Source organism: Sphingomonas sp. Leaf25, assembly GCF_001421635.1.
Classification (GTDB): Bacteria; Pseudomonadota; Alphaproteobacteria; order Sphingomonadales; family Sphingomonadaceae; genus Sphingomonas.
The window spans coordinates 61130-82492 of record NZ_LMKU01000006.1 but is presented as its reverse complement, the minus strand read 5'-3'; the positions used below and the strand labels follow the sequence as shown (position 1 = coordinate 82492).

Annotated in this window: 23 protein-coding genes; 16 read left to right on the top strand and 7 right to left on the bottom strand. The window is 67.5% G+C overall.

The window, feature by feature from the left end:
* Nucleotides 1-67 precede the first annotated feature (67 nt).
* The 3 genes from ASE78_RS03205 to ASE78_RS03195 all read right to left on the bottom strand — a co-directional run bounded on the left by ASE78_RS03205 (nucleotide 68) and on the right by ASE78_RS03195 (nucleotide 1625).
* The gene (locus tag ASE78_RS03205) at nucleotides 68-1024 is read right to left on the bottom strand and encodes an aldo/keto reductase (RefSeq protein WP_056493141.1); all 957 of its coding nucleotides are present in this window, start codon (nucleotides 1022-1024) and stop codon (nucleotides 68-70) included.
* Nucleotides 1021-1209, bottom strand: coding sequence for a hypothetical protein (locus tag ASE78_RS03200; protein ID WP_056493138.1), 189 nt, complete (start codon nucleotides 1207-1209; stop codon nucleotides 1021-1023). The genes ASE78_RS03205 and ASE78_RS03200 overlap by 4 nt, the downstream gene beginning before the upstream one ends.
* Before the next feature lie 74 nt (nucleotides 1210-1283).
* Nucleotides 1284-1625 carry a hypothetical protein gene (locus tag ASE78_RS03195; RefSeq protein ID WP_056493135.1) on the bottom strand — a complete coding sequence of 114 codons (342 nt, stop codon included), beginning with the start codon at nucleotides 1623-1625 and terminating at the stop codon, nucleotides 1284-1286.
* Nucleotides 1626-1757: 132 nt separating this feature from the next.
* Between ASE78_RS03195 and ASE78_RS03190 the strand changes: the two genes are divergently transcribed.
* From ASE78_RS03190 to ASE78_RS18515, 9 genes are all read left to right on the top strand, one after another.
* Complete coding sequence (locus tag ASE78_RS03190) at nucleotides 1758-2711, top strand: ArsR/SmtB family transcription factor (RefSeq protein ID WP_056493132.1); 954 nt, start codon at nucleotides 1758-1760, stop codon at nucleotides 2709-2711.
* Nucleotides 2708-3649, top strand: a complete 942-nt coding sequence (metF, locus tag ASE78_RS03185; RefSeq protein ID WP_056493129.1) for a methylenetetrahydrofolate reductase [NAD(P)H] — start codon at nucleotides 2708-2710, stop codon at nucleotides 3647-3649. Before ASE78_RS03190 ends, metF begins: the two co-directional genes overlap by 4 nt.
* Nucleotides 3650-3662: 13 nt before the next feature.
* Nucleotides 3663-4712 carry a homocysteine S-methyltransferase family protein gene (locus ASE78_RS03180; protein WP_056493126.1) on the top strand — a complete coding sequence of 350 codons (1050 nt, stop codon included), beginning with the start codon at nucleotides 3663-3665 and terminating at the stop codon, nucleotides 4710-4712.
* A gap of 127 nt (nucleotides 4713-4839) precedes the next feature.
* The gene (gene metH / locus ASE78_RS03175; RefSeq protein WP_056493123.1) at nucleotides 4840-7530 is read left to right on the top strand and encodes a methionine synthase; all 2691 of its coding nucleotides are present in this window, start codon (nucleotides 4840-4842) and stop codon (nucleotides 7528-7530) included.
* Nucleotides 7531-7807: 277 nt separating this feature from the next.
* Nucleotides 7808-8185, top strand: a complete 378-nt coding sequence (locus ASE78_RS03170; protein WP_055755343.1) for a MerC domain-containing protein — start codon at nucleotides 7808-7810, stop codon at nucleotides 8183-8185.
* Nucleotides 8186-8226: 41 nt separating this feature from the next.
* Nucleotides 8227-8700: a Fur family transcriptional regulator gene (locus tag ASE78_RS03165; RefSeq protein WP_056493401.1), complete on the top strand. Its 474-nt coding sequence runs from the start codon at nucleotides 8227-8229 to the stop codon at nucleotides 8698-8700.
* A gap of 86 nt (nucleotides 8701-8786) precedes the next feature.
* Nucleotides 8787-10709, top strand: a complete 1923-nt coding sequence (gene dxs / locus ASE78_RS03160; RefSeq protein ID WP_056493121.1) for a 1-deoxy-D-xylulose-5-phosphate synthase — start codon at nucleotides 8787-8789, stop codon at nucleotides 10707-10709.
* Nucleotides 10706-11122: a hypothetical protein gene (locus ASE78_RS03155; RefSeq protein WP_056493118.1), complete on the top strand. Its 417-nt coding sequence runs from the start codon at nucleotides 10706-10708 to the stop codon at nucleotides 11120-11122. Before dxs ends, ASE78_RS03155 begins: the two co-directional genes overlap by 4 nt.
* Nucleotides 11123-11197: 75 nt before the next feature.
* Complete coding sequence (locus ASE78_RS18515) at nucleotides 11198-11371, top strand: hypothetical protein (protein ID WP_156351265.1); 174 nt, start codon at nucleotides 11198-11200, stop codon at nucleotides 11369-11371.
* Nucleotides 11372-11798: 427 nt separating this feature from the next.
* Here the strand turns inward: ASE78_RS18515 and ASE78_RS03150 are convergent, their stop codons facing one another.
* Nucleotides 11799-12470 (bottom strand): RBBP9/YdeN family alpha/beta hydrolase, encoded by a 672-nt coding sequence (locus tag ASE78_RS03150; RefSeq protein ID WP_055755349.1) that lies wholly within the window; start codon nucleotides 12468-12470, stop codon nucleotides 11799-11801.
* Nucleotides 12471-12638: 168 nt separating this feature from the next.
* Here ASE78_RS03150 and ASE78_RS03145 point away from each other — a divergent pair, with 168 nt between their 5' ends.
* The 6 genes from ASE78_RS03145 (at nucleotide 12639) to bla (ending at nucleotide 17375) form a co-directional block, all read left to right on the top strand.
* A complete protein-coding gene (locus ASE78_RS03145) occupies nucleotides 12639-13427 on the top strand; it encodes a TlyA family RNA methyltransferase (RefSeq protein ID WP_055755350.1) in 789 nt (262 codons plus the stop codon).
* A gap of 39 nt (nucleotides 13428-13466) precedes the next feature.
* Nucleotides 13467-14021 carry a TspO/MBR family protein gene (locus ASE78_RS03140; RefSeq protein WP_056493114.1) on the top strand — a complete coding sequence of 185 codons (555 nt, stop codon included), beginning with the start codon at nucleotides 13467-13469 and terminating at the stop codon, nucleotides 14019-14021.
* Between the two features lie 40 nt (nucleotides 14022-14061).
* Nucleotides 14062-14367 carry an accessory factor UbiK family protein gene (locus tag ASE78_RS03135; protein WP_055755352.1) on the top strand — a complete coding sequence of 102 codons (306 nt, stop codon included), beginning with the start codon at nucleotides 14062-14064 and terminating at the stop codon, nucleotides 14365-14367.
* A 385-nt stretch (nucleotides 14368-14752) separates the two neighbouring features.
* A complete protein-coding gene (locus ASE78_RS03130; protein WP_055755353.1) occupies nucleotides 14753-15253 on the top strand; it encodes a YbjN domain-containing protein in 501 nt (166 codons plus the stop codon).
* Nucleotides 15250-16056 (top strand): pyrroline-5-carboxylate reductase, encoded by an 807-nt coding sequence (proC, locus tag ASE78_RS03125; RefSeq protein WP_268795690.1) that lies wholly within the window; start codon nucleotides 15250-15252, stop codon nucleotides 16054-16056. Before ASE78_RS03130 ends, proC begins: the two co-directional genes overlap by 4 nt.
* Entirely contained in the window at nucleotides 16053-17375 is a 1323-nt protein-coding gene (gene bla, locus ASE78_RS03120) for a subclass B3 metallo-beta-lactamase (protein ID WP_156351264.1), read from the top strand. Before proC ends, bla begins: the two co-directional genes overlap by 4 nt.
* A 185-nt stretch (nucleotides 17376-17560) precedes the next feature.
* Here the strand turns inward: bla and ASE78_RS03115 are convergent, their stop codons facing one another.
* The gene (locus ASE78_RS03115; RefSeq protein WP_056493395.1) at nucleotides 17561-18064 is read right to left on the bottom strand and encodes a MarR family winged helix-turn-helix transcriptional regulator; all 504 of its coding nucleotides are present in this window, start codon (nucleotides 18062-18064) and stop codon (nucleotides 17561-17563) included.
* A 58-nt stretch (nucleotides 18065-18122) separates the two neighbouring features.
* On the opposite strand from ASE78_RS03115, the gene ASE78_RS03110 reads away from it, so the two are divergent.
* Nucleotides 18123-19211, top strand: coding sequence for a branched-chain amino acid aminotransferase (locus ASE78_RS03110; protein WP_056493392.1), 1089 nt, complete (start codon nucleotides 18123-18125; stop codon nucleotides 19209-19211).
* A 60-nt stretch (nucleotides 19212-19271) separates the two neighbouring features.
* On the opposite strand, the gene ASE78_RS03105 is transcribed toward ASE78_RS03110, so the two are convergent.
* A complete protein-coding gene (locus ASE78_RS03105; protein ID WP_056493111.1) occupies nucleotides 19272-19811 on the bottom strand; it encodes a hypothetical protein in 540 nt (179 codons plus the stop codon).
* 78 nt (nucleotides 19812-19889) lie between these two features.
* Entirely contained in the window at nucleotides 19890-21068 is a 1179-nt protein-coding gene (locus tag ASE78_RS03100; RefSeq protein WP_056493108.1) for an acetyl-CoA C-acyltransferase, read from the bottom strand.
* Nucleotides 21069-21363 lie beyond the last annotated feature (295 nt).

Sequence of the window (21363 nt, the reverse complement as noted above, 5' to 3'; positions counted from 1 at the left end):
CCCCGCACTGTTCAGGTCATGCCGGGGGCATGACCGACCCGAAACTCTTGTCAGGGAGGGGAGAGGGTCAGACGCCGGCTTCGGTCAGCGCGGCTAACTGTTCCTTGGTCAGTTCGAGCCGCCATGATCCCGCCAGTTCCTCCAGTTGGTCGACGCTGGTGGCGCTGGCGATCGGGGCGGTGACGCCTTCCTGTGCGGCGAGCCATGCCAAGGCGATCTGTGGCAGGGTCGCGCCGGTTTCCGCCGCGACCGTGTCCATCGCGGCGAGGACGTTCGCGCCCTTGCCGTCGAGCAGGTCGGCCATGCTGGACCCGCGCACGCTCTTGGTCAGGTCGTCCTTCGTGCGATACTTGCCGGTCAGGAAGCCGGCGGCGAGGCCGAAATAGGGGGCGACGCCGATGTTGTGTTCGACGCACAAGTTCTGAAGTTCGCCCTCATATTTCTTCCGGCTGACGAGGTTGTATTCGGGCTGGAGGACGTGGAAGCGCGGCAGCCCTTCGGCGGTGGCGAGGTCGAGCGCGGCCTTGAGGCGCATCGCCCCGAAGTTCGACGCGCCGAGCACGCCGATCTTGCCGGCGTCGATCAACCGGCCGAACGCGGCGAGATAGTCGGCCTGCGGCGTGTCGGTGTCGTCCTGATGCGCGTAATACAGGTCGATGCGGTCGGTGCCGAGCCGGGCGAGCGACGCTTCGGCGGCGGCGGCGATGCGGGCGGGGGCGAGCTTCTCGCCGCCGTCGCCCGGCAGCATCCCGACCTTGGTCGCGATCAGCACCCGGTCGCGCTTGCCCGACGCCTTGAGCCATTCCCCAAGGATCGTTTCCGATTCGCCACCCTTGTGTCCATCGACCCATGCCGAATAGACGTCGGCGGTGTCGATCATCGTGCCGCCCAGATCGACGAAGGCGTCGAGGATGCGGAAGCTCTGGTCGCGGTCGATCGTCCAGCCGAACACGTTGCCGCCGAGGATCAGCGGCGGGGTGGCGAGATCGGTCGCGCCCAGCGTGCGCGGCGGCAGGTCGGTCATGGTGTTTCCTTAGGTTGGGCCACCGTGTCGGGAGCCAGCGCATTGGCGTCGAGCATCGCCGCCGCGTCGTTGAGCGCGGCCGCCTCGCTCTGCGTCACGCCGCCCGGCGCAGTATCCTCGTCGCTGCCGCTACAGGCCGCGAGGAGGAGCAGGGCGGGGAGGGCGAGGGTGGCGGTGCGGGGCATCAGGCATCTCCAAACGAAAAAGGCCGCGTCCCGTTGCACGGGGCGCGGCCTTGTCGTCTAGTGCAGGTCGTGGATCAGCGCTGCATCTCGCGGCCGGTCTGTTCCAGTTCCTCGCCCGCTTCGCGCTGCGCGCGATCGGTGGCGTTGTCGATGCGGTCGCCCGCACGGTCGGCGGCGGCACCGGCGCGGTCGGCGGCGTTGTCGAGCTTGTCGCCGGCGCGGTCGGCGGCGTTCTCGGCGGCACCAAAGGCGCGGTCGCCGGCGGCCTGCACGTCGTCGACGGCTTCGCCGACGGTCGAGTTCACGTCGGCGGCGACGGCATCGGCGGCTTCACCGGTTTCGTTCTGGGCTTTCTGGCTGCAGGCCCCGACCGAGAAGGCAGCGATAGCGAGCGGCAGGAGGAACAGCTTTTTCATGATTGGCCCTTTCTTGATCCCATGATCCGCCGCCTAACGCATGTTCGCGGCGCTGGTTTCATGAACGGAACGATGGCGTGGCGTGGCACTCCGCGATTGACCCCATATAAAGATTTCTTTATATGATGCGCCATGGTTCCGGCTCTCGACATCCTGCGCGCGGCGAGCGACGCCACCCGGCTGCGGGTGCTGACGCTGCTGCGCCATATGGAGCTGTCGGTCGGCGAACTGGCACAGGTGCTGGGGCAGAGCCAGCCGCGTGTCAGCCGCCATGTGAAGATCCTGTGCGATGCGGGCCTCGCGGTCCGGCGCAAGGAGGGAAGCTGGGTGTTCGTGGCGCTGGGCGCGCCGCCGGTGGTGGCGCCGCTCATCGGCGCGCTCGATAGCTGGCTGCCGCAGGGCGATGCGTGGCGCGTCGCCGATCTGGCGCGGCTGGCGGCGGTGCGTGCCGACCGGGCAAGTGCGGCGGCGGCGTGGTTCGAGGCGCATGCCGGCGAATGGGATGCGATCCGCTCGCTCCATGTCGCTGAGGAAGCGGTCGAGGCGGCGATGGCGCGCACGCTGGGGCAGGCGCGGCTTGGCCTGCTGGTCGACATCGGCACCGGGACCGGGCGGATGCTGGAGCTGTTCGCGCCGCAATCGGCCGCCGCGATCGGGATCGACCGCTCGTCGGAGATGCTGCGCCTCGCCCGCGCCAAGCTGACCGAACGCGGATTGGACCATGCCGAGCTGCGGCAGGCGGACTTGTACGCGCTGCCGATCGAGGATGGCGCGGCGGATGCGGCGGTGGTCCATCACGTACTGCATTTCGCGCAGCATCCCGGCGCCGCGATCGCCGAGGCGGCGCGGGTGCTGCGGCCGGGCGGGCGGTTGCTGATCTGCGACTTCGCGCCGCACGAGCGCGAGGAGTTGCGCTCGCGCGACGCGCATGCGCGGCTGGGCTTTTCCGACGAACAGATGCTGCGCTGGTTCGGCGACGGCGGGCTTGCCCCGGTGTCGATCGAGACGCTCGACGGGGCCGAACTGACGGTCAAACTATGGATGGGACGTCGCCTGGGCGACGTGCAAGAGGTGAAGGCGGCATGACTCCGACCATTTCCGATATGGAAGAAGCACGGCGCGCGCTCGACGCGCCGCTGTTCGCCGATCTGGCGGGCGACTGTTCGGTCAGCTTCGAGTTCTTTCCGCCCAAGAACGAGAAGATGGAAGCCGCGCTGTGGGAGACGGTGCGCGCATTGGAGCCGCTGGCGCCGAAGTTCGTCTCCGTCACCTATGGCGCGGGCGGATCGACCCGCGAGCGCACGCATGCGACGGTCGAGCGGATCGCGCGCGAGACGTCGATGCCTGCGGCTGCGCACCTGACCTGCGTCGAGGCGAGCCGTGCCGAGATCGACGAGGTCGCGCAGGCCTATTGGGCGGCGGGCGTGCGCCATATCGTGGCGCTGCGCGGCGATCCGCCGACGATGGGGCAGAAGTTCGTCGCGCACCCCGACGGCTATGAAAACGCCGCCGCGCTGGTGACGGGGTTGCAGAAGCTGCACCCGTTCGAGATTTCGGTCGCGGCCTATCCCGAATGCCATCCCGATTCCGAACATCAGGCGGCCGATCTCGACAACCTCAAGCGCAAGATCGACGCGGGGGCGATGCGGGCGATCACGCAGTTCTTCTTCACGCCCGAAGCATTCTTCCGCTTCCGCGACGCGGCGGCGGCGGCGGGGATCAACGCCGACCTCGTGCCGGGTATCCTGCCGGTGTCGAACGTGGGGCAGGTGCGCAAGTTTGCCGGCATGTGCGGTGCGGCGATCCCGCCATGGATGGACCGGCTGTTCGAGGGGCTGGACGATCACCCCGGCGCGCGCGCGCTGGTGGCGGCGACGGTCGCCGCCGAGATGTGCCGCAAGCTGTACGCCGGCGGCGTGCGCGACTTTCATTTCTACACGCTCAACCGCGCCGAACTGTCCTATGCGATCTGCCACCTGATGGGCCTGCGCCCGAAGGCGGCGGCGATCGCGGCGGCGGCGTGACGGGGGAACTGCCATGACCGATGCTCGTCAACGCCTGAACGAACAGGCCGCCAGCCGCGTCCTCATCACCGACGGCGCGTTCGGGACCGAGATCCAGAACTGGAAACTGTCCGAGGCCGATTATGCCGGCCAACTGACGCTCGGTCACGACCAGAAGGGCAACAACGACATATTGGCGATCACCAAGCCGGAAGTGCCCGAGACGATCACCCGCGCCTATCTCGACGCCGGGTCGGACATCGTGTCGACCAACACGTTCAGCGCGAACCTCATCAGCCAGGCGGACTATGGTGCCGAGGCGCTGGTCGCCGACATCAATATCCAGAGCGCGCGGATCGCCCGCCGCCTCGCCGACGACTATGCCGCGCGCGACGGGCGGCCGAGGTTCGTGGCCGGGGCGATCGGGCCGACCAACAAGACGCTGTCGCTGTCGCCCGACGTCAACGATCCGGGCTATCGCGAGATCGATTTCGATCACCTCAAGGCCGTCTATCGCGAACAGATCGACGCGCTGGTCGATGGCGGGATCGATTTCGTGTTGATCGAGACGGTGTTCGATACGCTGAACGCCAAGGCCGGCGTCATGGCGGCGATCGAGGCGGGGCAGGCGCTCGGCCGCGACCTGCCGATCATGTTGTCGATGACGCTGACCGACCTGTCGGGGCGCAACCTGTCGGGGCACACCGTCGAGGCGTTCTGGCATGCGGTGCGCCATGCGCGGCCGGTGACGATCGGGCTGAACTGCTCGTTCGGCGCGGAGCAGTTGCGCCCGCACGTCAAGACGCTGAGCGAAATCTGCGACACGCTCATCATGGTCTATCCCAACGCCGGGCTGCCCAACGAACTGGGCGCCTATGACGAACTGCCGGCGACGACCGCGTCGCTGGTCGGCGACTGGGCCGATCACGGGCAGGTCAATATTCTCGGCGGCTGCTGCGGATCGACCCCGGCGCATATCAAGGCGATGGCCGAGCGGGTGCGCGGCGTGACCCCGCGCCGGGTGCCGAGCGTGCCGGTGCGGACGCGGCTCGCCGGATTGGAACCGTTCACGATGGCGGCGTGACCCATCTNNCTGTCCACGACCGTTGTGGCTCACAGCCCCTCTCCCCGGCCCTCTCCCCTGAAGGGGAGAGGGAGATTTTCGTACCCTATACCCTCTCCCCTGATGGGGAGAGGGGGAAGAAAGTGCCATGACCAACGCTTCGACCAATTTCGTCAACATCGGCGAACGCACCAACGTCACCGGATCGGCCCGCTTCAAGAAGCTGGTGATGGCCGGCGACTATGCCGCCGCGGTCGAGGTGGCGCTGCAACAGGTCGAGAGCGGGGCGCAGGTGCTCGACGTCAACATGGACGAGGGGCTGCTCGACGCGCACCACGCGATGACGACGTTCCTGAAGCTCATCCAGGCCGAGCCGGACATCGCGCGCATTCCGGTGATGGTCGACAGTTCCAAATGGGACGTGATCGAGGCGGGGCTGAAGTGCGTATCGGGCAAGCCGATCGTCAATTCGATCAGCATGAAGGAGGGCGAGGAAGCGTTCCTCCACCACGCGCGCATCTGCATGAACTATGGCGCGGCGGTCGTCGTGATGGCGTTCGACGAGGTCGGACAGGCCGATACCCAGGCGCGCAAGGTCGAGATCTGTTCGCGCGCCTACGACCTGCTGATGACGATCGGCTTTCCCCCTGAGGACATCATTTTCGACCCCAATATCTTCGCGGTGGCGACGGGGATCGAGGAGCATAACAACTACGGCGTCGACTTCATCGAGGCATGTCGGGAGATCAAGGCGCGCTGCCCGCATTGCCATATCTCGGGCGGGCTATCGAATCTGTCGTTCAGCTTCCGTGGCAACGAGCCGGTACGCCGCGCGATGCACTCGATCTTCCTCTATCACGCCATTCCTGCGGGCATGGACATGGGGATCGTCAACGCCGGGCAGCTCGACGTGTACGACACGATTGATACCGAGCTGCGGGTGGCGTGCGAGGACGTGATCCTCAACCGTGATCCGGGTGCCACCGACCGGCTGATCGCACTGGCCGAGAAGTACAAGGGCACCGACGCGGTGGCGGAGAAGGCGGCGGCCGAATGGCGCTCGCTGCCCGTCACCAAGCGGCTGGAATATGCGCTGGTCAAGGGCATCGACGCGCATGTCGTCGACGATACCGAGGAATGCCGGCAGCAGTTCGCCCGGCCGATCGAGGTGATCGAGGGGCCGTTGATGGACGGGATGAACGTGGTCGGCGACCTGTTCGGATCGGGCAAGATGTTCCTGCCGCAAGTCGTCAAGTCCGCCCGCGTGATGAAGAAGGCGGTCGCCCACCTGCTCCCCTTCATCGAGGCGGCGAAGGAGCCCGGCGCCAAGGGCAAGGGCAAGATCATCATGGCGACCGTCAAGGGCGATGTGCATGACATCGGCAAGAACATCGTCGGCGTCGTCCTGCAATGCAACGGCTTCGACGTGGTCGACCTGGGCGTGATGGTGCCGTGGACCCGCATCCTCGAAGCCGCGAACGAGAATGACGCCGACATGATCGGGCTGTCGGGGCTTATCACCCCCAGCCTCGACGAGATGGTGACGGTGGCCGAGGAGATGAAGCGCGCGGGGATGACGATGCCGTTGCTGATCGGCGGGGCGACCACGTCGAAGGTCCATACCGCGCTGCGCATCTCGCCGGCCTATGATGGCCCGATCGTCCATGTGCTCGACGCATCGCGCGCGGTCGGCGTGGCCACCACGCTGGTCAGCGACACCGGCCGCAACGCCTATGTCGCGCAGGTCGCCGCCGATTACGAAGCGGTGCGCGTGGCCCGCGCGGGCAAGGGGCAGAGCGAGCTGACCCCGCTCAGTGATGCGCGCGCCAACCGCTTCACGGCCGATTTCGCGCAGAAGCCGGGCGCGCCGGTGAAGCCCGGTCGCCATGTGTTCGACGACTGGGATCTGGCCGACCTGCGCGCCTATATCGACTGGACGCCGTTCTTCCGCGCATGGGAACTGGCGGGCAATTTCCCCGCGATCCTGACCGACAGCGTCGTCGGCGAGAGCGCGTCGTCGCTGTACGAAGACGCGCAGGCGATGCTCGACCAGATCATCGCCGAGAAGTGGCTGACCGCGAAGGGCGTGGCCGCGCTGTGGCATTGCCATGCACAGGGCGACGACGTGATCGTCGACGTGCCGGCCGAGCAGATCGAACCGGCGCTGGAGGCGGGGCGTGTCTCGCCGTTGTCGGGGGTGCCGCACGACTTCGCCACGCCGATGCAGACGACCCATGCCACCCACGCGATCCGCATGCCGTTCCTGCGCCAGCAGGTGAACAAGCGCGAGGGGCGCGCCAACATGTGCCTCGCCGATTTCGTCGATCCGGCGGGCGACTGGATGGGTGGCTTCGCGGTCGGCATCCATGGCATCGACCCGCACATCGCCCGGTTCAAGGCGGCGCACGACGATTATCAGGACATTCTCCTGAAAGCGCTGGCCGACCGGTTGGCCGAGGCATTCGCCGAACGGCTGCACCATCATGTCCGCACCGACCTGTGGGGCTATGCGCAGGGCGAGCAACTGACCAACGAGGCGATGATCCGCGAACAATATCGCGGCATCCGCCCCGCGCCGGGCTATCCGGCCTGCCCCGACCATAGCCAGAAGCCGATCCTGTTCGAGATGCTGGGCGCGACGCAGGGCACCGGCATCACCCTGACCGACAGTTTCGCGATGCTGCCGACGGCGGCGGTATCGGGGTTCTACTTCGGCCATCCCGACAGCGCCTATTTCGGCGTGGCGCGGATCGGACGCGATCAGCTTACCGACTATGCCGCGCGGCGCGGGGTGAGCGTGGAGCAGGCGGAGCGCTGGCTGCGGCCGAATCTGGATTGATCGACATTCCATCGGAACGTCGATGAATTGCTCCCCTCCCTGAAANGGGGGGGGGGGGGGGGGGGGTTGGTCTGCGAGGGAAGGCCAAGCGTTCCACAACCGGCCGACCCACCCCCGACCCCTCCCTTTCAGGGAGGGGAGAGCGGAAACGCCTTGTTGCATGACGAAGGGAGGCGTGGGCACGTTCGTTCAATCGAACCAAAGCCCGCCTCCGCCGTTACTGCCGGCAATGAAACGATATGTTGTAACTTCGCGCGCGGTGCGGCATAGCGATGCCATGCGTAGCACTGTCATCCGTCCGGCCGGAGTCGAGGGTCGTCTCGACCGTATCGGCATGGTGTTGTCCGGGTTGTGCGCGGTGCATTGCGTGTCCACCGTCATCCTGACGTTGCTGCTCGCCTCGGTCGGGGGGGCGTTGCTGCATCCCGCGATCCATGAAGTGGGCCTCGCCGTCGCCGTCGCGATTGGGGTGGTGGCGCTCGGCAGCGGCTATTGGCGCCATGGCCGCCGCCTGCCGACGCTGGTCGGCGGTCTGGGCCTGACGATCATGGCCGCCGCGCTGATGCTGCCGCATGGGCTGCCCGAGGCGCTGGCGACGATCGCCGGGGTGGCGCTGCTGGCGTTCGGCCACCATCTCAACCGCCGCGCCGCCTGATCGGCTTGCCGCGCGGTGCGGCCACGCTTATCTTGAGCGACATGGCGCATGAGCATCACGAACATAACGGCCCGGCATGGAACAAGGCCGCCGAGGCGGCGCTGATCCGCGCGGGCGAGCAGTGGACCGCGATGCGTGCCAGCATCTTCGACGTGCTGGCATCGTTCGACAAGCCGGCCTCGGCCTATGACATCGCCGACGCGGTATCGAAGGCGCAGGGGCGGCGGGTGGCGCCCAACAGCGTCTATCGCATCCTCGACCTGTTCGTGAACGCGAACCTCGCCCGGCGGGTGGAGAGCGCCAACGCCTATCTGGCGAACACCCATCCCGACTGCGTTCACGACTGCATCTTCCTCGTGTGCGACGCTTGCGGACAGACGACGCATATCGACGATGACAGCATCACCCGCAACGTCCGCTCGGCGGCTTGCGGCGCGGGATTCACGCCCATTCGCCCGGTGATCGAAGTACGCGGCACCTGTGCCCTGTGCAGTGCAGCATCGGCTGTCGCCTGAACCTGCACTGAACTTCCACAATAGTTTGTCCGGCAGCGCGCCCACGGCCAATCGACAGTCCGGTTGACCTGCGATACAGATGGTTGATGGCCGAACCTCTTCACACGCCGCTGCTCGACACCGTTCAGACGCCCGCCGACCTGCGCAAACTGCCCCCCGCCGACCTGCGGCAACTCGCCGACGAACTGCGGCAGGAGACGATCAGCGCGGTCGGCACGACCGGCGGCCATCTGGGGTCGGGGCTCGGCGTGGTCGAACTGACGGTGGCGATCCATTACGTGTTCGACACCCCGGCCGACCGGCTGGTGTGGGACGTCGGCCACCAATGCTATCCGCACAAGATCCTGACCGGGCGGCGGGACCGCATCCGCACGCTCAGGCAGGGCGGGGGTCTGTCGGGCTTCACCAAGCGGTCGGAGAGCGAATACGACCCGTTCGGCGCGGCGCATTCCTCCACCTCGATCTCGGCGGCGCTGGGCTTTGCCGTCGCCAACAAGATCGCGGGCACGCCCGGCAAGGGCATCGCGGTGATCGGCGACGGCGCGATGTCGGCGGGCATGGCCTATGAGGCGATGAACAACGCCGAACAGGCGGGCAACCGGCTGGTCGTGATCCTGAACGACAACGACATGTCGATCGCGCCGCCGGTGGGTGGCCTGTCGGCCTATCTGTCGCGCATCGTGTCGAGCCGCGAATTCCTCGGCATCCGCGAGGCGTTCAAGAAGCTGGCCCGCAAGCTGCCGCGCCCGCTGCACACCGCCGCGCGCAAGACCGACGAATTCGCCCGTGGCATGGCGACCGGCGGCACCTTGTTCGAGGAACTGGGCTTCTATTACGTCGGGCCGATCGACGGGCACAACCTCGACCATCTGATCCCGGTCCTCGAAAACGTCCGCGATGCCGAGGAAGGGCCGATCCTCGTCCATGTCGTGACCAAGAAGGGCAAGGGCTATGCGCCCGCCGAGGCGGCGGCCGACAAATATCACGGCGTCCAGAAGTTCGATGTCATCACCGGCACGCAGGTAAAGGCCCCCGCCGGCCCGCCGCAATATCAGAACGTGTTCGGTCACACCCTCTCCGCGCTGGCCGACAAGGATGACCGCATCTGCGCGATCACCGCCGCGATGCCGTCGGGCACCGGGCTCGACCGGTTCGCGAAGGACCATGGCGACCGGTTCTTCGACGTCGGCATCGCCGAGCAGCATGCCGTGACCTTTGCCGCCGGCCTTGCCGCGCAGGGGATGCGGCCGTTCTGCGCGATCTATTCGACGTTCCTGCAGCGCGCCTACGATCAGGTCGTCCACGACGTTTGTATCCAGAACCTGCCGGTGCGTTTCGCGATCGACCGCGCCGGGCTGGTCGGTGCGGACGGCGCGACCCATGCCGGCAGCTTCGACGTGACCTATCTCGCCACGCTGCCCAACATGGTGGTGATGGCGGCGGCGGACGAGGCGGAACTGGTCCACATGACCTATACCGCCGCCGAATATGACTTAGGCCCGATCGCGGTGCGCTATCCGCGCGGCAACGGCGTCGGCGTGGCGCTGCCCGAGGTCCCGCAGAAGCTGGAGATCGGCAAGGGCCGGCTGGTGCGCGAGGGGCACAAGGTCGCGATCCTGTCGCTCGGCACCCGCCTCGAAGAAGCGTTGAAGGCCGCCGACGCGCTGGAGGCCAAGGGGCTGTCGACAACGGTCGCCGACCTGCGCTTCGCTAAGCCGCTGGACGAGGCGATGATCCGCCGGTTGCTGACCAGCCACGAGGTGGCGGTGACGGTCGAGGAGAATGCCGTGGGTGGCCTCGGCGCGCATGTGCTGACCTTTGCCAGCGACAACGGGCTGATCGACGGCGGGTTGAAGCTGCGCACGATGCGCCTGCCCGACAGCTTCCAGGACCAGAACGCACCGGCGAAGCAATATGACGAGGCGGGGCTGAACGCGCCGCAGATCGTCGACACGGTGCTCTCCGCGCTGCGCTGGAACGACAGCGGGGTCGCCGAAGTCCGGGCATGACCGGCGGGCAGAAGGCCGCCGCGATCATCGCGCTGGTGGTGATCGCCATGCTCGCGTTCAACTGGTCGTTGTGGCGGCGGCTGAAGGCGGCGCAGGCGGAGCGGGCGGGCTGGAGCGTGGCCGATTTCGACGCGCAACTGGTGACGAACGGGGTGTCTGCGCAGGTGGCGGTGTTGGTGCGGGAGTTGGTGCAGCCGTATTACGGGGCGGATATCGCGCCGCATCCAGACGACGACTTTGCGCGGTTTCTGGCGGTCGACGAGGAAGAGATCGCCGATCTGGTCGAGATTGCCTGGGAACGGTTGGGACTGCCGTTGCCGGACAAGGCATCACCCGAAACGCTGCCGCGGATGAAGGACGTGCGCGATTTGGCCGACTATCTCCAGTCGATTGCCGATCGTCGCGGGACGTAAGTCGTACATTCGGGAGGCTGCTCGATGAAGGTCGAGAAGATCTGAGACACACTCGCCGTCCTGACTCCCCCTGATGTGGCCACGGCACTCGGGCTGCACGAAGGGGATGGCGTCGCGATCCAGTGGCTTTCCGAACCAAAGCGTCTCAGCGATGCGGAACTGGCGGCGCTATGGGCAAGCATGGACGAGTTGGTCCGCCCGTTTCCTCCGGGATACAAGTTCGATCGCGAGGAAGCGAACGCTCGGTAACGGCTTTGTCGTCGACATTGACTTCCGAGTTCGGCTGAAACGTCGAAATATTGTTCGCGCAGAGGCGCAGGGTACGCAGAGATGAAGCGGATGCGGAAGCGTTGCGGTTTTCCCGTGCCGTAAAAATAGCACCGACCCTCTCTGCGTCCTTCGCGTTCTCTGCGCGAAATCCTTGGTTCACGCGGAGGCGCGGAGGGGTTTCGCGGAGGTCATTCCGTCGCGTTTCTGCTTGATTCATCTGCATCGAACCGTCGCCCCAGCGAAGGCTGGGGCCTCTCGCGGCTCCTGCCCCGCATCAGCCCCGGGAGATCCCAGCCTTCGCTGGGATGACGTTTGTTTTAGGTGGTGCAGGGTGGACGGATCGGAATAAATCGAGACGCCGCCGCGTCCGAAATCCTCTTCGCGCCTTCGCGCCTCCGCGTGAACCCTACACCCCGTAATAGCGCTGCTGCATCGCATCGGTCGCGCTAACCGCCAGCACCGAGCGTGCTTCCGACGGCGCGCGGACGTGGCCGCGCCCGTCGCCCGAGGCGTCGATCACCCGGTCGAGCAACTCCTGCCCTTCCTCCCACCAGCCGATGCCGCTGGCGGCGTTCAGATGCCCCTGCGCGCCGGCGTCGACGAAGTGGCTGCCCCAATCGACCGCCATCGAATGCGCCCGCTCGATCGAAATCCACGGATCGTCGGTCGATGCGACGACGATCGACGGAAAAGGCAGCGGAATGCGCGGTGCGGGCGCGAAACCCTGCAACTCGATGGGCGCACCGGCGCGGTCAACATCGGCCGGCGCGACGAGCAGCGCACCCGCGACTGGCCAGCCATAGGGCTGTCCCGACAATTGCGCCCACCATGCGATCGCAAGGCAGCCGAGCGAATGGCCGGCGAGCACCACCGGGGCCTGCGCCTGACGGATCGCCTGGTCGAGCTTCGTCACCCACGCATTGCGCAGCGGCCGCGACCACAGTCCCAGTTCGACGCGCGCGGTGTCGGGCCGCGATTGTTCCCACAATGTCTGCCAATGCGACGGGCCGGAGCCATTGAGGCCCGGCACGGTCAGCACGGTCGGCGATCCGGCGGATAGACTGGAAAACTGGGCCATCGTCCTGCTCCTTGGCAACAACGGTGGAAGCCGGCACCCCTTGGCTTAGGGAGGATCGGGAGTCGGCTTCCGGCACTCAAGATATTCCCACTGTTCCAATAGGCAATAGCCCCGCCGACGAATCGAACGCGGCTTGCGGCCAGCCGAAAGCCGCGCCATGGACGCGCCATGGCCAAGCAGCGCGCAGACCAGCTCCTCGTCGATCGCGGCCTCGCCGAAAGCCGCACCCGCGCGCAGGCGCTGGTGATGGCGGGCCTCGTGTTCGTCGGCGATCGCAAGGTCGACAAGCCCGGACAGCAACTGTCGGACGACGTGGTGATCGACGTGCGCGGGCGCGATCATCCGTGGGTGTCGCGCGGCGGGATCAAGCTGGCGCACGGGCTCGACCGGTTCGGCTGGGACGTGACCGATGCCGTGGCGATCGACGTGGGATCGTCGACCGGTGGCTTTACCGACGTGCTGCTCACGCGCGGCGCGACGCGGGTCTATGCGGTCGACAGCGGCACCAACCAGCTTGCGTGGAAGCTGCGGCAGGACCCGCGCGTCATCGTCCACGAACAGTTGAGCGCGCGGCTGCTGACCGAAACGCACATCCCCGAACCCATCGATCTGGTGGTGTGCGACGCGAGCTTCATCGCGCTGGAAAAGGTGCTGGCCGTCCCGCTGACCTTCGTGCGCCCCGGCGGACGGTTGCTGGCGCTGGTCAAGCCGCAGTTCGAGGCGGGGCGCGGCGAAGTGGGCAAGGGCGGGGTGGTGCGCGATCCCGCCATCCATAGGCGGGTATGCGATGCGGTAGCCGCCTGGCTGACCGGCATCGGCTGGCGGGTCGAGGGGATCGATCCCAGTCCCATTACGGGACCCGAGGGGAACGTCGAGTTTCTCCTTGCGGCACATGCGCCCGCTACCGTTCCTTTGTCCGATATTGACGCACCCGATACACCGCGCCATGCGCCCTGAGCGTGTCGCCATGGCGGCGCGAACCGAAGGGGGTCGGGGATGAGCGAGATCGCATCGAAGGGGCAGTTGCGCGCGGGGTTCCTGCGCTGGGCGGTGGTAACGGTGCCGCTGATCCTGCTGCTGGGGTTCCTGTCAGGGCGGATGGTCCCGGTGGGGTCGGAGAACCGCTGGTATCAGTTGTTGACGCTGCCGGCGATGCGCCCGCCCGACTGGGCGTTCGGCGTGGTGTGGACCGCGCTCTACATCCTGATGGGGGTGTCGCTGGCGATGATCCTGAACGCGCGCGGCGCGCGCGGGCGGGGCAGCGCGATCGCGATCTTCGCGATCCAGATGGTGCTGAACCTTGCGTGGACCCCGCTGTTCTTCGGCGCGCATCAGGTGTCGGCGGCGCTGATCCTCCTCATCGTGCTGTTCGTCGCCGCGCTCATCACCACCATCGCCTTCGGGCGCATCCGGCCGCTCGCGGCGTGGCTGCTGGTGCCGTATCTGGCATGGCTGGTGATCGCGACCGCGCTCAACTGGCAGATCGACCGGGCGAACCCGGATGCGGAGGCCCTTGCGTCGCCGCCCGCCTCCACCCAAATCGACCTGTAGCATCGGGCGAAGCGTCGCCCGCCGATCCGAAGGAAGTTCCATGCAGTCCGACAACCGCCTGTTCGACGATTTCGCCAAGTTCGTGAACGGTGCCGCGGGCACGATCGCCGGCATGGCGCGTGAAGGCGAGGCCGCCGCGCGCGAGCGGGCCAAGACCTTTCTCGGCGGCATGGACTTCGTCAGCCGCGACGAGTTCGAGGTGGTGAAGGCGATGGCCGTTGCCGCGCGCGACGAGGCCGACACGCTGCGGGCCCGCCTCGACGCGCTGGAAGCGAAGCATGCGGCGGACGTTCCGGCGCCGGTCAGCTTCGACAAGGAACCGGGGGCGGGCGAGGGAGCGCTCTGATTCTTCCTGCGGGTTCGCGTGGGTCGATTTGATTCACGCGGAGGCGCGAAGAAGAAACAAGAGAGATTTTCACGCGGAGGCGCAGAGGCGCGGAGAGGTTCCGGGTGGGGCGGTCGTCACCCGCCCGGCGAAGCCCTTCATTTGCCGATCGGTGAGATGGAGAGCCGCTATCGCGGCGAGTCTGACCTCTCCGCGCCTCCGCGCCTCTGCGCGAACATTCCTTTTTCTCCGCAACCAGCCCAGCCCGCTGCCACTCGAAGCAGCGCGCAACACCTTCGGCAAACGCAACGCCTCCGCGTCTCCGCGCCTTCGCGTGAACCAAACTTCTTCCACCTTCTCGCCACGCCCGGTTTCGCGACCGCAAGATTCGTCCTACAGCACCCGCATGATGCTCGACGAAGTGGAAGAAGACGGCGACGACGCCGCACCGATCGATACGCTGGAGCGGTATTTCGCCGCCCACGGCTGGAAGAATGAACGCGACGCCGACGAGATCGTCGCGCAGGTGAAGGGAAGCTGGACCGAATTCGAGCTGCGCGCGATCTGGCGGGGCGAGGACGGGGTGCTGCAATTCCTTGCGCTGCCCGACGTGCGCGTGCCCGACGAGCGGCGCGCGGCGATGTACGAGACGATCGGTCTCATCAACGAACAGCTCTGGATCGGCCATTTCGAACTGTGGTCGTCGAGCGGCATCCTGTTGTTCCGCCATGCCGCGATGCTCGGCGACGAACCGCAACTGACGCTCGATCAGGCCGAGATGCTGGTCGATGCTGCGATCGACGAATGCGAGCGCTTCTATCCGGTGTTCCAGTTCGTGATGTGGGGCGGCAAGACCCCGAAGGAAGCCATCGCTGCCTCGATGATCGAGACGCAGGGCGAGGCGTGAGTACGGACGGCGGCGCGCTGTGGCTGATCGGCTGCGGCAATATGGGCGGGGCGATGCTCGCGCGCTGGCTGGCCGACGGGATCGATCCGACGCGGATCACCGTCGTCACCCGCTCGCCGCGCGCGCTGCCGCCGGGCGTCGCCCATGCGACGACGCTGCCCGAAGGGCCGCCGCCTGCCACCGTGATCCTCGCGATGAAGCCGCAGCAACTGGACGCGGTCACGGCGAGCTTCGCCCCGCGCATCGCCGGCACGCCGCTGCTGATCTCGATCCTTGCCGGGGTCGAGGAGGCGGCGCTGGCGCAGCGGTTCGACGTGGGCACGATCGTGCGCGCCATGCCCAACCTGCCGGTCGCGATCGGGCAGGGGGTGGTGGCGCTCCACAGCCACGGCACGAACGCACCGGCGCGCGACACCGCCGAGGCGCTGATGCGGCCGTTGGGACTCGTCGAGTGGATCGAGGATGCCGCGCTGTTCGATGCGGTAACGGCGCTGTCGGGCTGCGGGCCGGGGTTCGTGTTCCGCTTCGTCGACGCGCTTGCGGCCGCCGGGGCCGCGCTGGGGCTGCCCGCCGATCAGGCGCAGCGGCTCGCGCTGGCGACGGTGCGCGGATCGGCGACGATGGCGGCGGACGCCGACGTGTCGCCGGCGGTGCTGGCCGACCGGGTCGCCAGTCCGGGCGGATCGACGCGGCAGGGGCTGAACGTGCTCGACCACGACGATGCGCTCAAACGCCTGCTGGTCGAAACGCTGGCCGCGTCGGAGCGGCGCAATGCGGAGATGGCGGCGGCGGCGCGGGCATGATCCGCGCCTTGCTCCTTGCGCTGGCGTTGCTGGGCGCCGCGCCGGCATGGGCGCAGGGCGCGCCCGCCGACGTGCGCGAACGCCAGCGGGTATGCGCGGGCAAGGACGGCTGGAGCGATCCCGCGCCGCCGGTCCGTATTTACGGCAATACGTATGACGTCGGCACCTGCGGCATCACCGTGCTGCTATTGACCGGCCCGGCCGGCCATGTCGTGATCGACGCGGCCACGGCGCAGGCGGTGCCGTCGATTCTCGCCAACATCACCCGGCTGGGCTTCCGGCCGCGCGACGTGAAACTGCTGCTGATGAGCCACAGCCATGTCGACCACGCCGGCGGGCTGGCGGCGCTGCAACGCGCGACCGGCGCGAAGCTGATGGCGAGCGCCGCCGCGCGCGCGGTGCTGACCAGCGGGAAGGCGGCGACCGACGATCCGCAAAGGACGATCCTGACCCCGGTCGCGCGGGTGCCGGTGGCCGGCACGGTGGACGACGGGCAGACGCTGAGCGTCGGTCCCGTTCGCATTCTCGCCCATTCGACCCCCGGCCACGCGCCTGACGGGATGAGCTGGTCGTGGACCGCGTGCGAGGGTGGCAAATGCTACCGGATGGTCTTTGCCGACAGCCTGTCGGCGGTATCGGCCGACACCTATCGCTTCACCGACCACCCCGACTATGTCGCCCGCCTGCGCGGCAGCATCGGGCGGGTCGCGGCGCTGAAATGCGACATCCTGCTGACCCCGCATCCGGGAGCCAGCGACATGGGCGAGCGGCTGGCGAACCGGGGGATGCTGGCCGACCCGCGCGGCTGCACCAACTATGCCGCCGAAGCGATGGTGCGACTGGAAAGCCGGTTGCTGCGCGAGGCGAAGCCGGCGGAAGGCCGGACCCCGATCGCCGGCCCGACCGAACCCTTCTGCCCCGACCCGAAGACGCCGCTACCCATTGTCGCCGCGGTACTGTCGCCGGGAATCAAGTTCCGGGTCGAGCCGTCGCCACGCGAGGTGGTCGAGCGCGGAATCCATTATGCGTTCGATGCCCATTCGCCGCTATGGGCCCGGTTCGGCAAGGCACTGTGCGACCCGGATCGCTGGCTGCCCGTCGGGACGCCGCGTGGTCGCTACGCGGAAGTCGTCATCTTTCCCAAGGATCAGCCGGAAGGGCCCTATGTCACGCTGACCTATCCCAGCTCGGAAGACCCGATGGCACCGGTCCAAGCCACGCTCAACGGTCGACCGATGTTGCTGCCGCAGCCGCTGGTCCGGTGGATGCTCGACAGCATCGTCACAATGCGCCCGATCCCCGGCACCGGTCACTACTGACCTGCGACGGGAGATGTCCGATCAGGCGTCCGACATCTCCCCTCCCTGGCAAGGGAGGGGGCGGGGGTGGNGGGGGGGGGGGGGGGGGGGGTCGGCCGGTTGTCGAGCACGTCCCCTTCCTCGCTGACCGACCCACCCCCAGCCCCTCCCTTGTCAGGGAGGGGAGCAACTCGGCATAGTGGGACCTACCGCCCCAGCGCCGCCACCGCCGCCTTGTCGCCCGCCGGGATCAGCCCCTCCAGCACCGCCCAGAAGCCGCTGACCGCGTCCTGCCCCGCGCCCGAATAGGCGCGCGACAATTTGGCGTTGAGCATCTCGTACAGCCGCGCCTCCAGCGCCTGCCCCTCCGGCGTCAGTTTCAGCAGCCGCTGCCGCGCGTCGCGATCCCCCGCGCGGCTCTCGACCAGCCCGCGTTCGCTCAAGTCGCCCAGCACCCGGCCGAGCGACTGCTTGGTGATCGCCAGCAGCCGCAACAGGTCGCTGACCGACAGGTCGGGCCGCCTGGCGATGAAATACAGCGCGCGGTGATGCGCCCGGCCGAGCTTCTGGTCGGCCAGCGCCTCGTCGATCGTGCGGGTCAGGTGGCTGTAGCCGAAATAGAGCAGCTCGATCCCGCGCCGCACCTCCGCTTCGCGCAGGAACAGCGCCGATGCGGTCATCGGCTGGGCGGGCGAAATTGGGGCAGTCATGTTGACCTGTTGTGCCATCCGGCCTAACCCGCCGCAAGCATTGATCGATGAGGATGCCATGAGCCAGCCGACCTTCGCCTTCGAACCCCATGCCAACCCGGTGGAGGCGAGCGAGCGCGCGGCGCGGATCGTGAATCCCGGTTTCGGGCGGGTCTTTACCGATCACATGGCGACGATGCGCTGGTCGGACGACAAGGGCTGGCACGATGCGAAGATCACCGCGCGCGCGCCGATCATCATGGACCCGGCCGCCGCCGTCCTCCATTACGCGCAGGAGATTTTCGAGGGGTTGAAGGCGTACACGCTGCCCGACGGCGGCGTTGCGCTGTTCCGCCCCGAACAGAATGCGCGGCGGTTCCAGCGGTCGGCACGTCGCCTCGCCATGGCCGAGCTGCCGGAGGAACAGTTCCTCGCCTCGTGCCGCGATCTGGTGCTGGCGGAGCGCGACTGGATTCCGGGCGGGGAGGGCAGCGCGCTGTATCTGCGCCCGTTCATGATCGCGTCAGAGACGTTCCTCGGCGTGAAGCCGTCGGCCGAATATCTCTACTGCGTCATCGCCTCGGCGGTCGGCAACTACTGGCCGGGCGGCGCGAGGAGCGTGTCGCTATGGGTGTCGCGCGAGTTCACCCGCGCCGCGCCCGGCGGCACCGGCGATGCCAAGTGCGGCGGCAACTATGCCGCGAGCCTGCTCGCCCAGTCGGAGGCGATCAAGCAGGGCTGCGACCAGGTCGTGTTCCTCGACGCGGTCGAGCGCCGCTGGGTCGAGGAACTGGGCGGCATGAACATCTTCTTCGTGTTCGACGACGGCACGATGCTGACCCCGCCGCTGACCGGCACGATCCTGCCCGGCGTGACCCGCGACTCGATCCTGACGCTGGCGCGCGACGCCGGCATCGAGGTGCGCGAGGAACGCTATTCGATCGACCAGTGGCAGGCCGACGCCGCCAACGGCCGGCTGGTCGAGGCATTCGCCTGCGGCACGGCGGCGGTCGTCACCCCGATCGGCAAGGTGTCGTCGGCGGATTTCAGCTTCACCATCGGCGACGGCCAGCCGGGCGAGCGGACCCAGGCGCTGCTCAAGTCGCTGACCGACATCCAGCGCGGCCGCAGCAACGATCCGCATGGGTGGATGCAGCGGATCGGCTGATCCCGATAGCCCTCTCCCCGTCAGGGGAGAGGGTTGGGAGAGGGGAAGCGCAGGCCGCCGCTACCCCACCGCCCGCTTGTAATAATGGAACGGCAGGTAGCTCGCGACATGCTCCCAGCCCGCATCTTTCAGCCGCGCGGTATCGCTGCCGCTGCCGACGCGGCGGCAATATTCCCATTGCCGGTCGCTGGTGCGGAACGTCAGCGTCAGGATGCCGACGCCGGTCAATTCGTGTCCCCGCCGGCCTTCTTCGGCAAGAATGCGCATCTCGTTGAACGCGGTGGCACCGGTGCGGACGACTTCCGCTTCCGCCGTCGACGTATCGGTCGTCGTCAGCGCGCGGAAGCGCTGCTGCGCCGCCTGCTTGCTGATTCCCAGCACCTCGCCGATCTCGCTCCAGCTCATGTCGGCCCGCCTGGCGGCATCGATCCAGCGATGCAGCGTCAGCCGCGCCTCATCGGCGACGATATGCGCGGCGACGATCGCCTCGCCATAGCCGGCCTTGTCTTCGCCGCGGAACGGCGGCTCGCGCTCCGCCGCCCAGTCGAGCACGACTGCAGTGGTGCGCGTGCGCAACCGGTGTTCGTCGACAATATCCATGGCACGCTCCGTCAATGAAAGGCTGACGGAAAGTCAATCGATCATTGACGGAGATGCGTCAAGCGATTGTTGACGTTCTCACAACACCTCGAACAACCCTGCCGCACCCATGCCGCCGCCGACGCACATCGTCACCACCACATATTTCACCCCGCGCCGCTTGCCCTCGATCAGCGCATGGCCGGTCATCCGCGCGCCCGACATGCCATAGGGGTGGCCGATCGAAATCGCGCCGCCGTTGACGTTCAGCCGGTCGTCGGGGATGCCCAGCACGTCCTGGCAATGCAGCACCTGCACCGCGAACGCCTCGTTCAGCTCCCACAGGCCAATATCGTCCATGCCCAGCCCAAACCGTTCGAGCAACTTGGGCACCGCATAGACCGGGCCGATGCCCATCTCGTCGGGCTTGGTGCCCGCCACCGCCATGCCGACATAGCGGCCGAGCGGTTGCAGCCCGCGCTTGGCTGCCAGCGCTTCCTCCATCACGACGCAGGCTGACGATCCGTCGGACAACTGGCTGGCGTTGCCGGCGGTGATGACCGCCTGTTCGCCCATCACCGGTTTGAGCGACCGCAGCCCCTCGATCGTGGTGTCGGCGCGGTTGCCCTCGTCCCTGGTCAGCGTGATCTCGTGCGCCGAGACTTCCTTGGTCGCCTTGTCGATCACGTTCATCGTCGCGGTGACGGGGATCAGTTCGGCGTCGAACCGGCCGTTCGCCTGCGCCTCGGCGGTGCGCTGTTGCGAACGCAGCGCGTACTCGTCCTGCCGATCGCGCGAGATGCCATAGCGCTGCGCCACGATCTCGGCGGTCTGGAGCATCGGCATATAGATGTCACCGTGCATCGCCACCAGTTCGGGGTCGAACGCGACACGCATCTGCGGCGTCTGGACGAGGCTGATCGATTCGACCCCGCCCGCGACGCAGATGTCCATCCGGTCGTGGACCACCTGCTTGGCGGCGGTGGCGATCGCCATCAGCCCGCTGGCGCATTGTCGGTCGATCGACATGCCCGACACGCTGGTCGGCAGCCCGGCGCGCAAGGCCGCCATCCGCGCGATATTGCCCGCCTGATGCCCCTGTTGCAGCGCCGCGCCGAACAGCACGTCGTCGACCTCGGCTCCCTCTACCCCGGCGCGCTCGATCGCGGCGCGGATCGAATGGCTGGCGAGGGTCGGGGCGGGCAGGTTGTTGAACGCCCCGCGATAGGCGCGGCCGATCGGGGTACGGGCGGTCGAGACGATGACGGCGGAACGCATGGGGCAGGCTTCCTCTACGGATAGTTCTTGGCGGGACGCCGTTTGGCGCTCCTCTCCTGCCGCCGGGAATAGCCGGATCGTAGTGGCAAGCGCAAGCCGGTGCCGCACCCGTTACCCTAAAACTGCGGTTCACGCCGTATCTGTACCAAACCGATCCTTCTAAAAATGCCGAGGGTCTCGTGCTTCTGTACCATCCGAGTCGTCATCCCAGCGAAGGCTGGGATCTCCCGGTGCGTGTGGGTGACAAGAGCCGCGAGAGGCCCCAGCCTTCGCTGGGGCGACGGTTCGGGGCGGA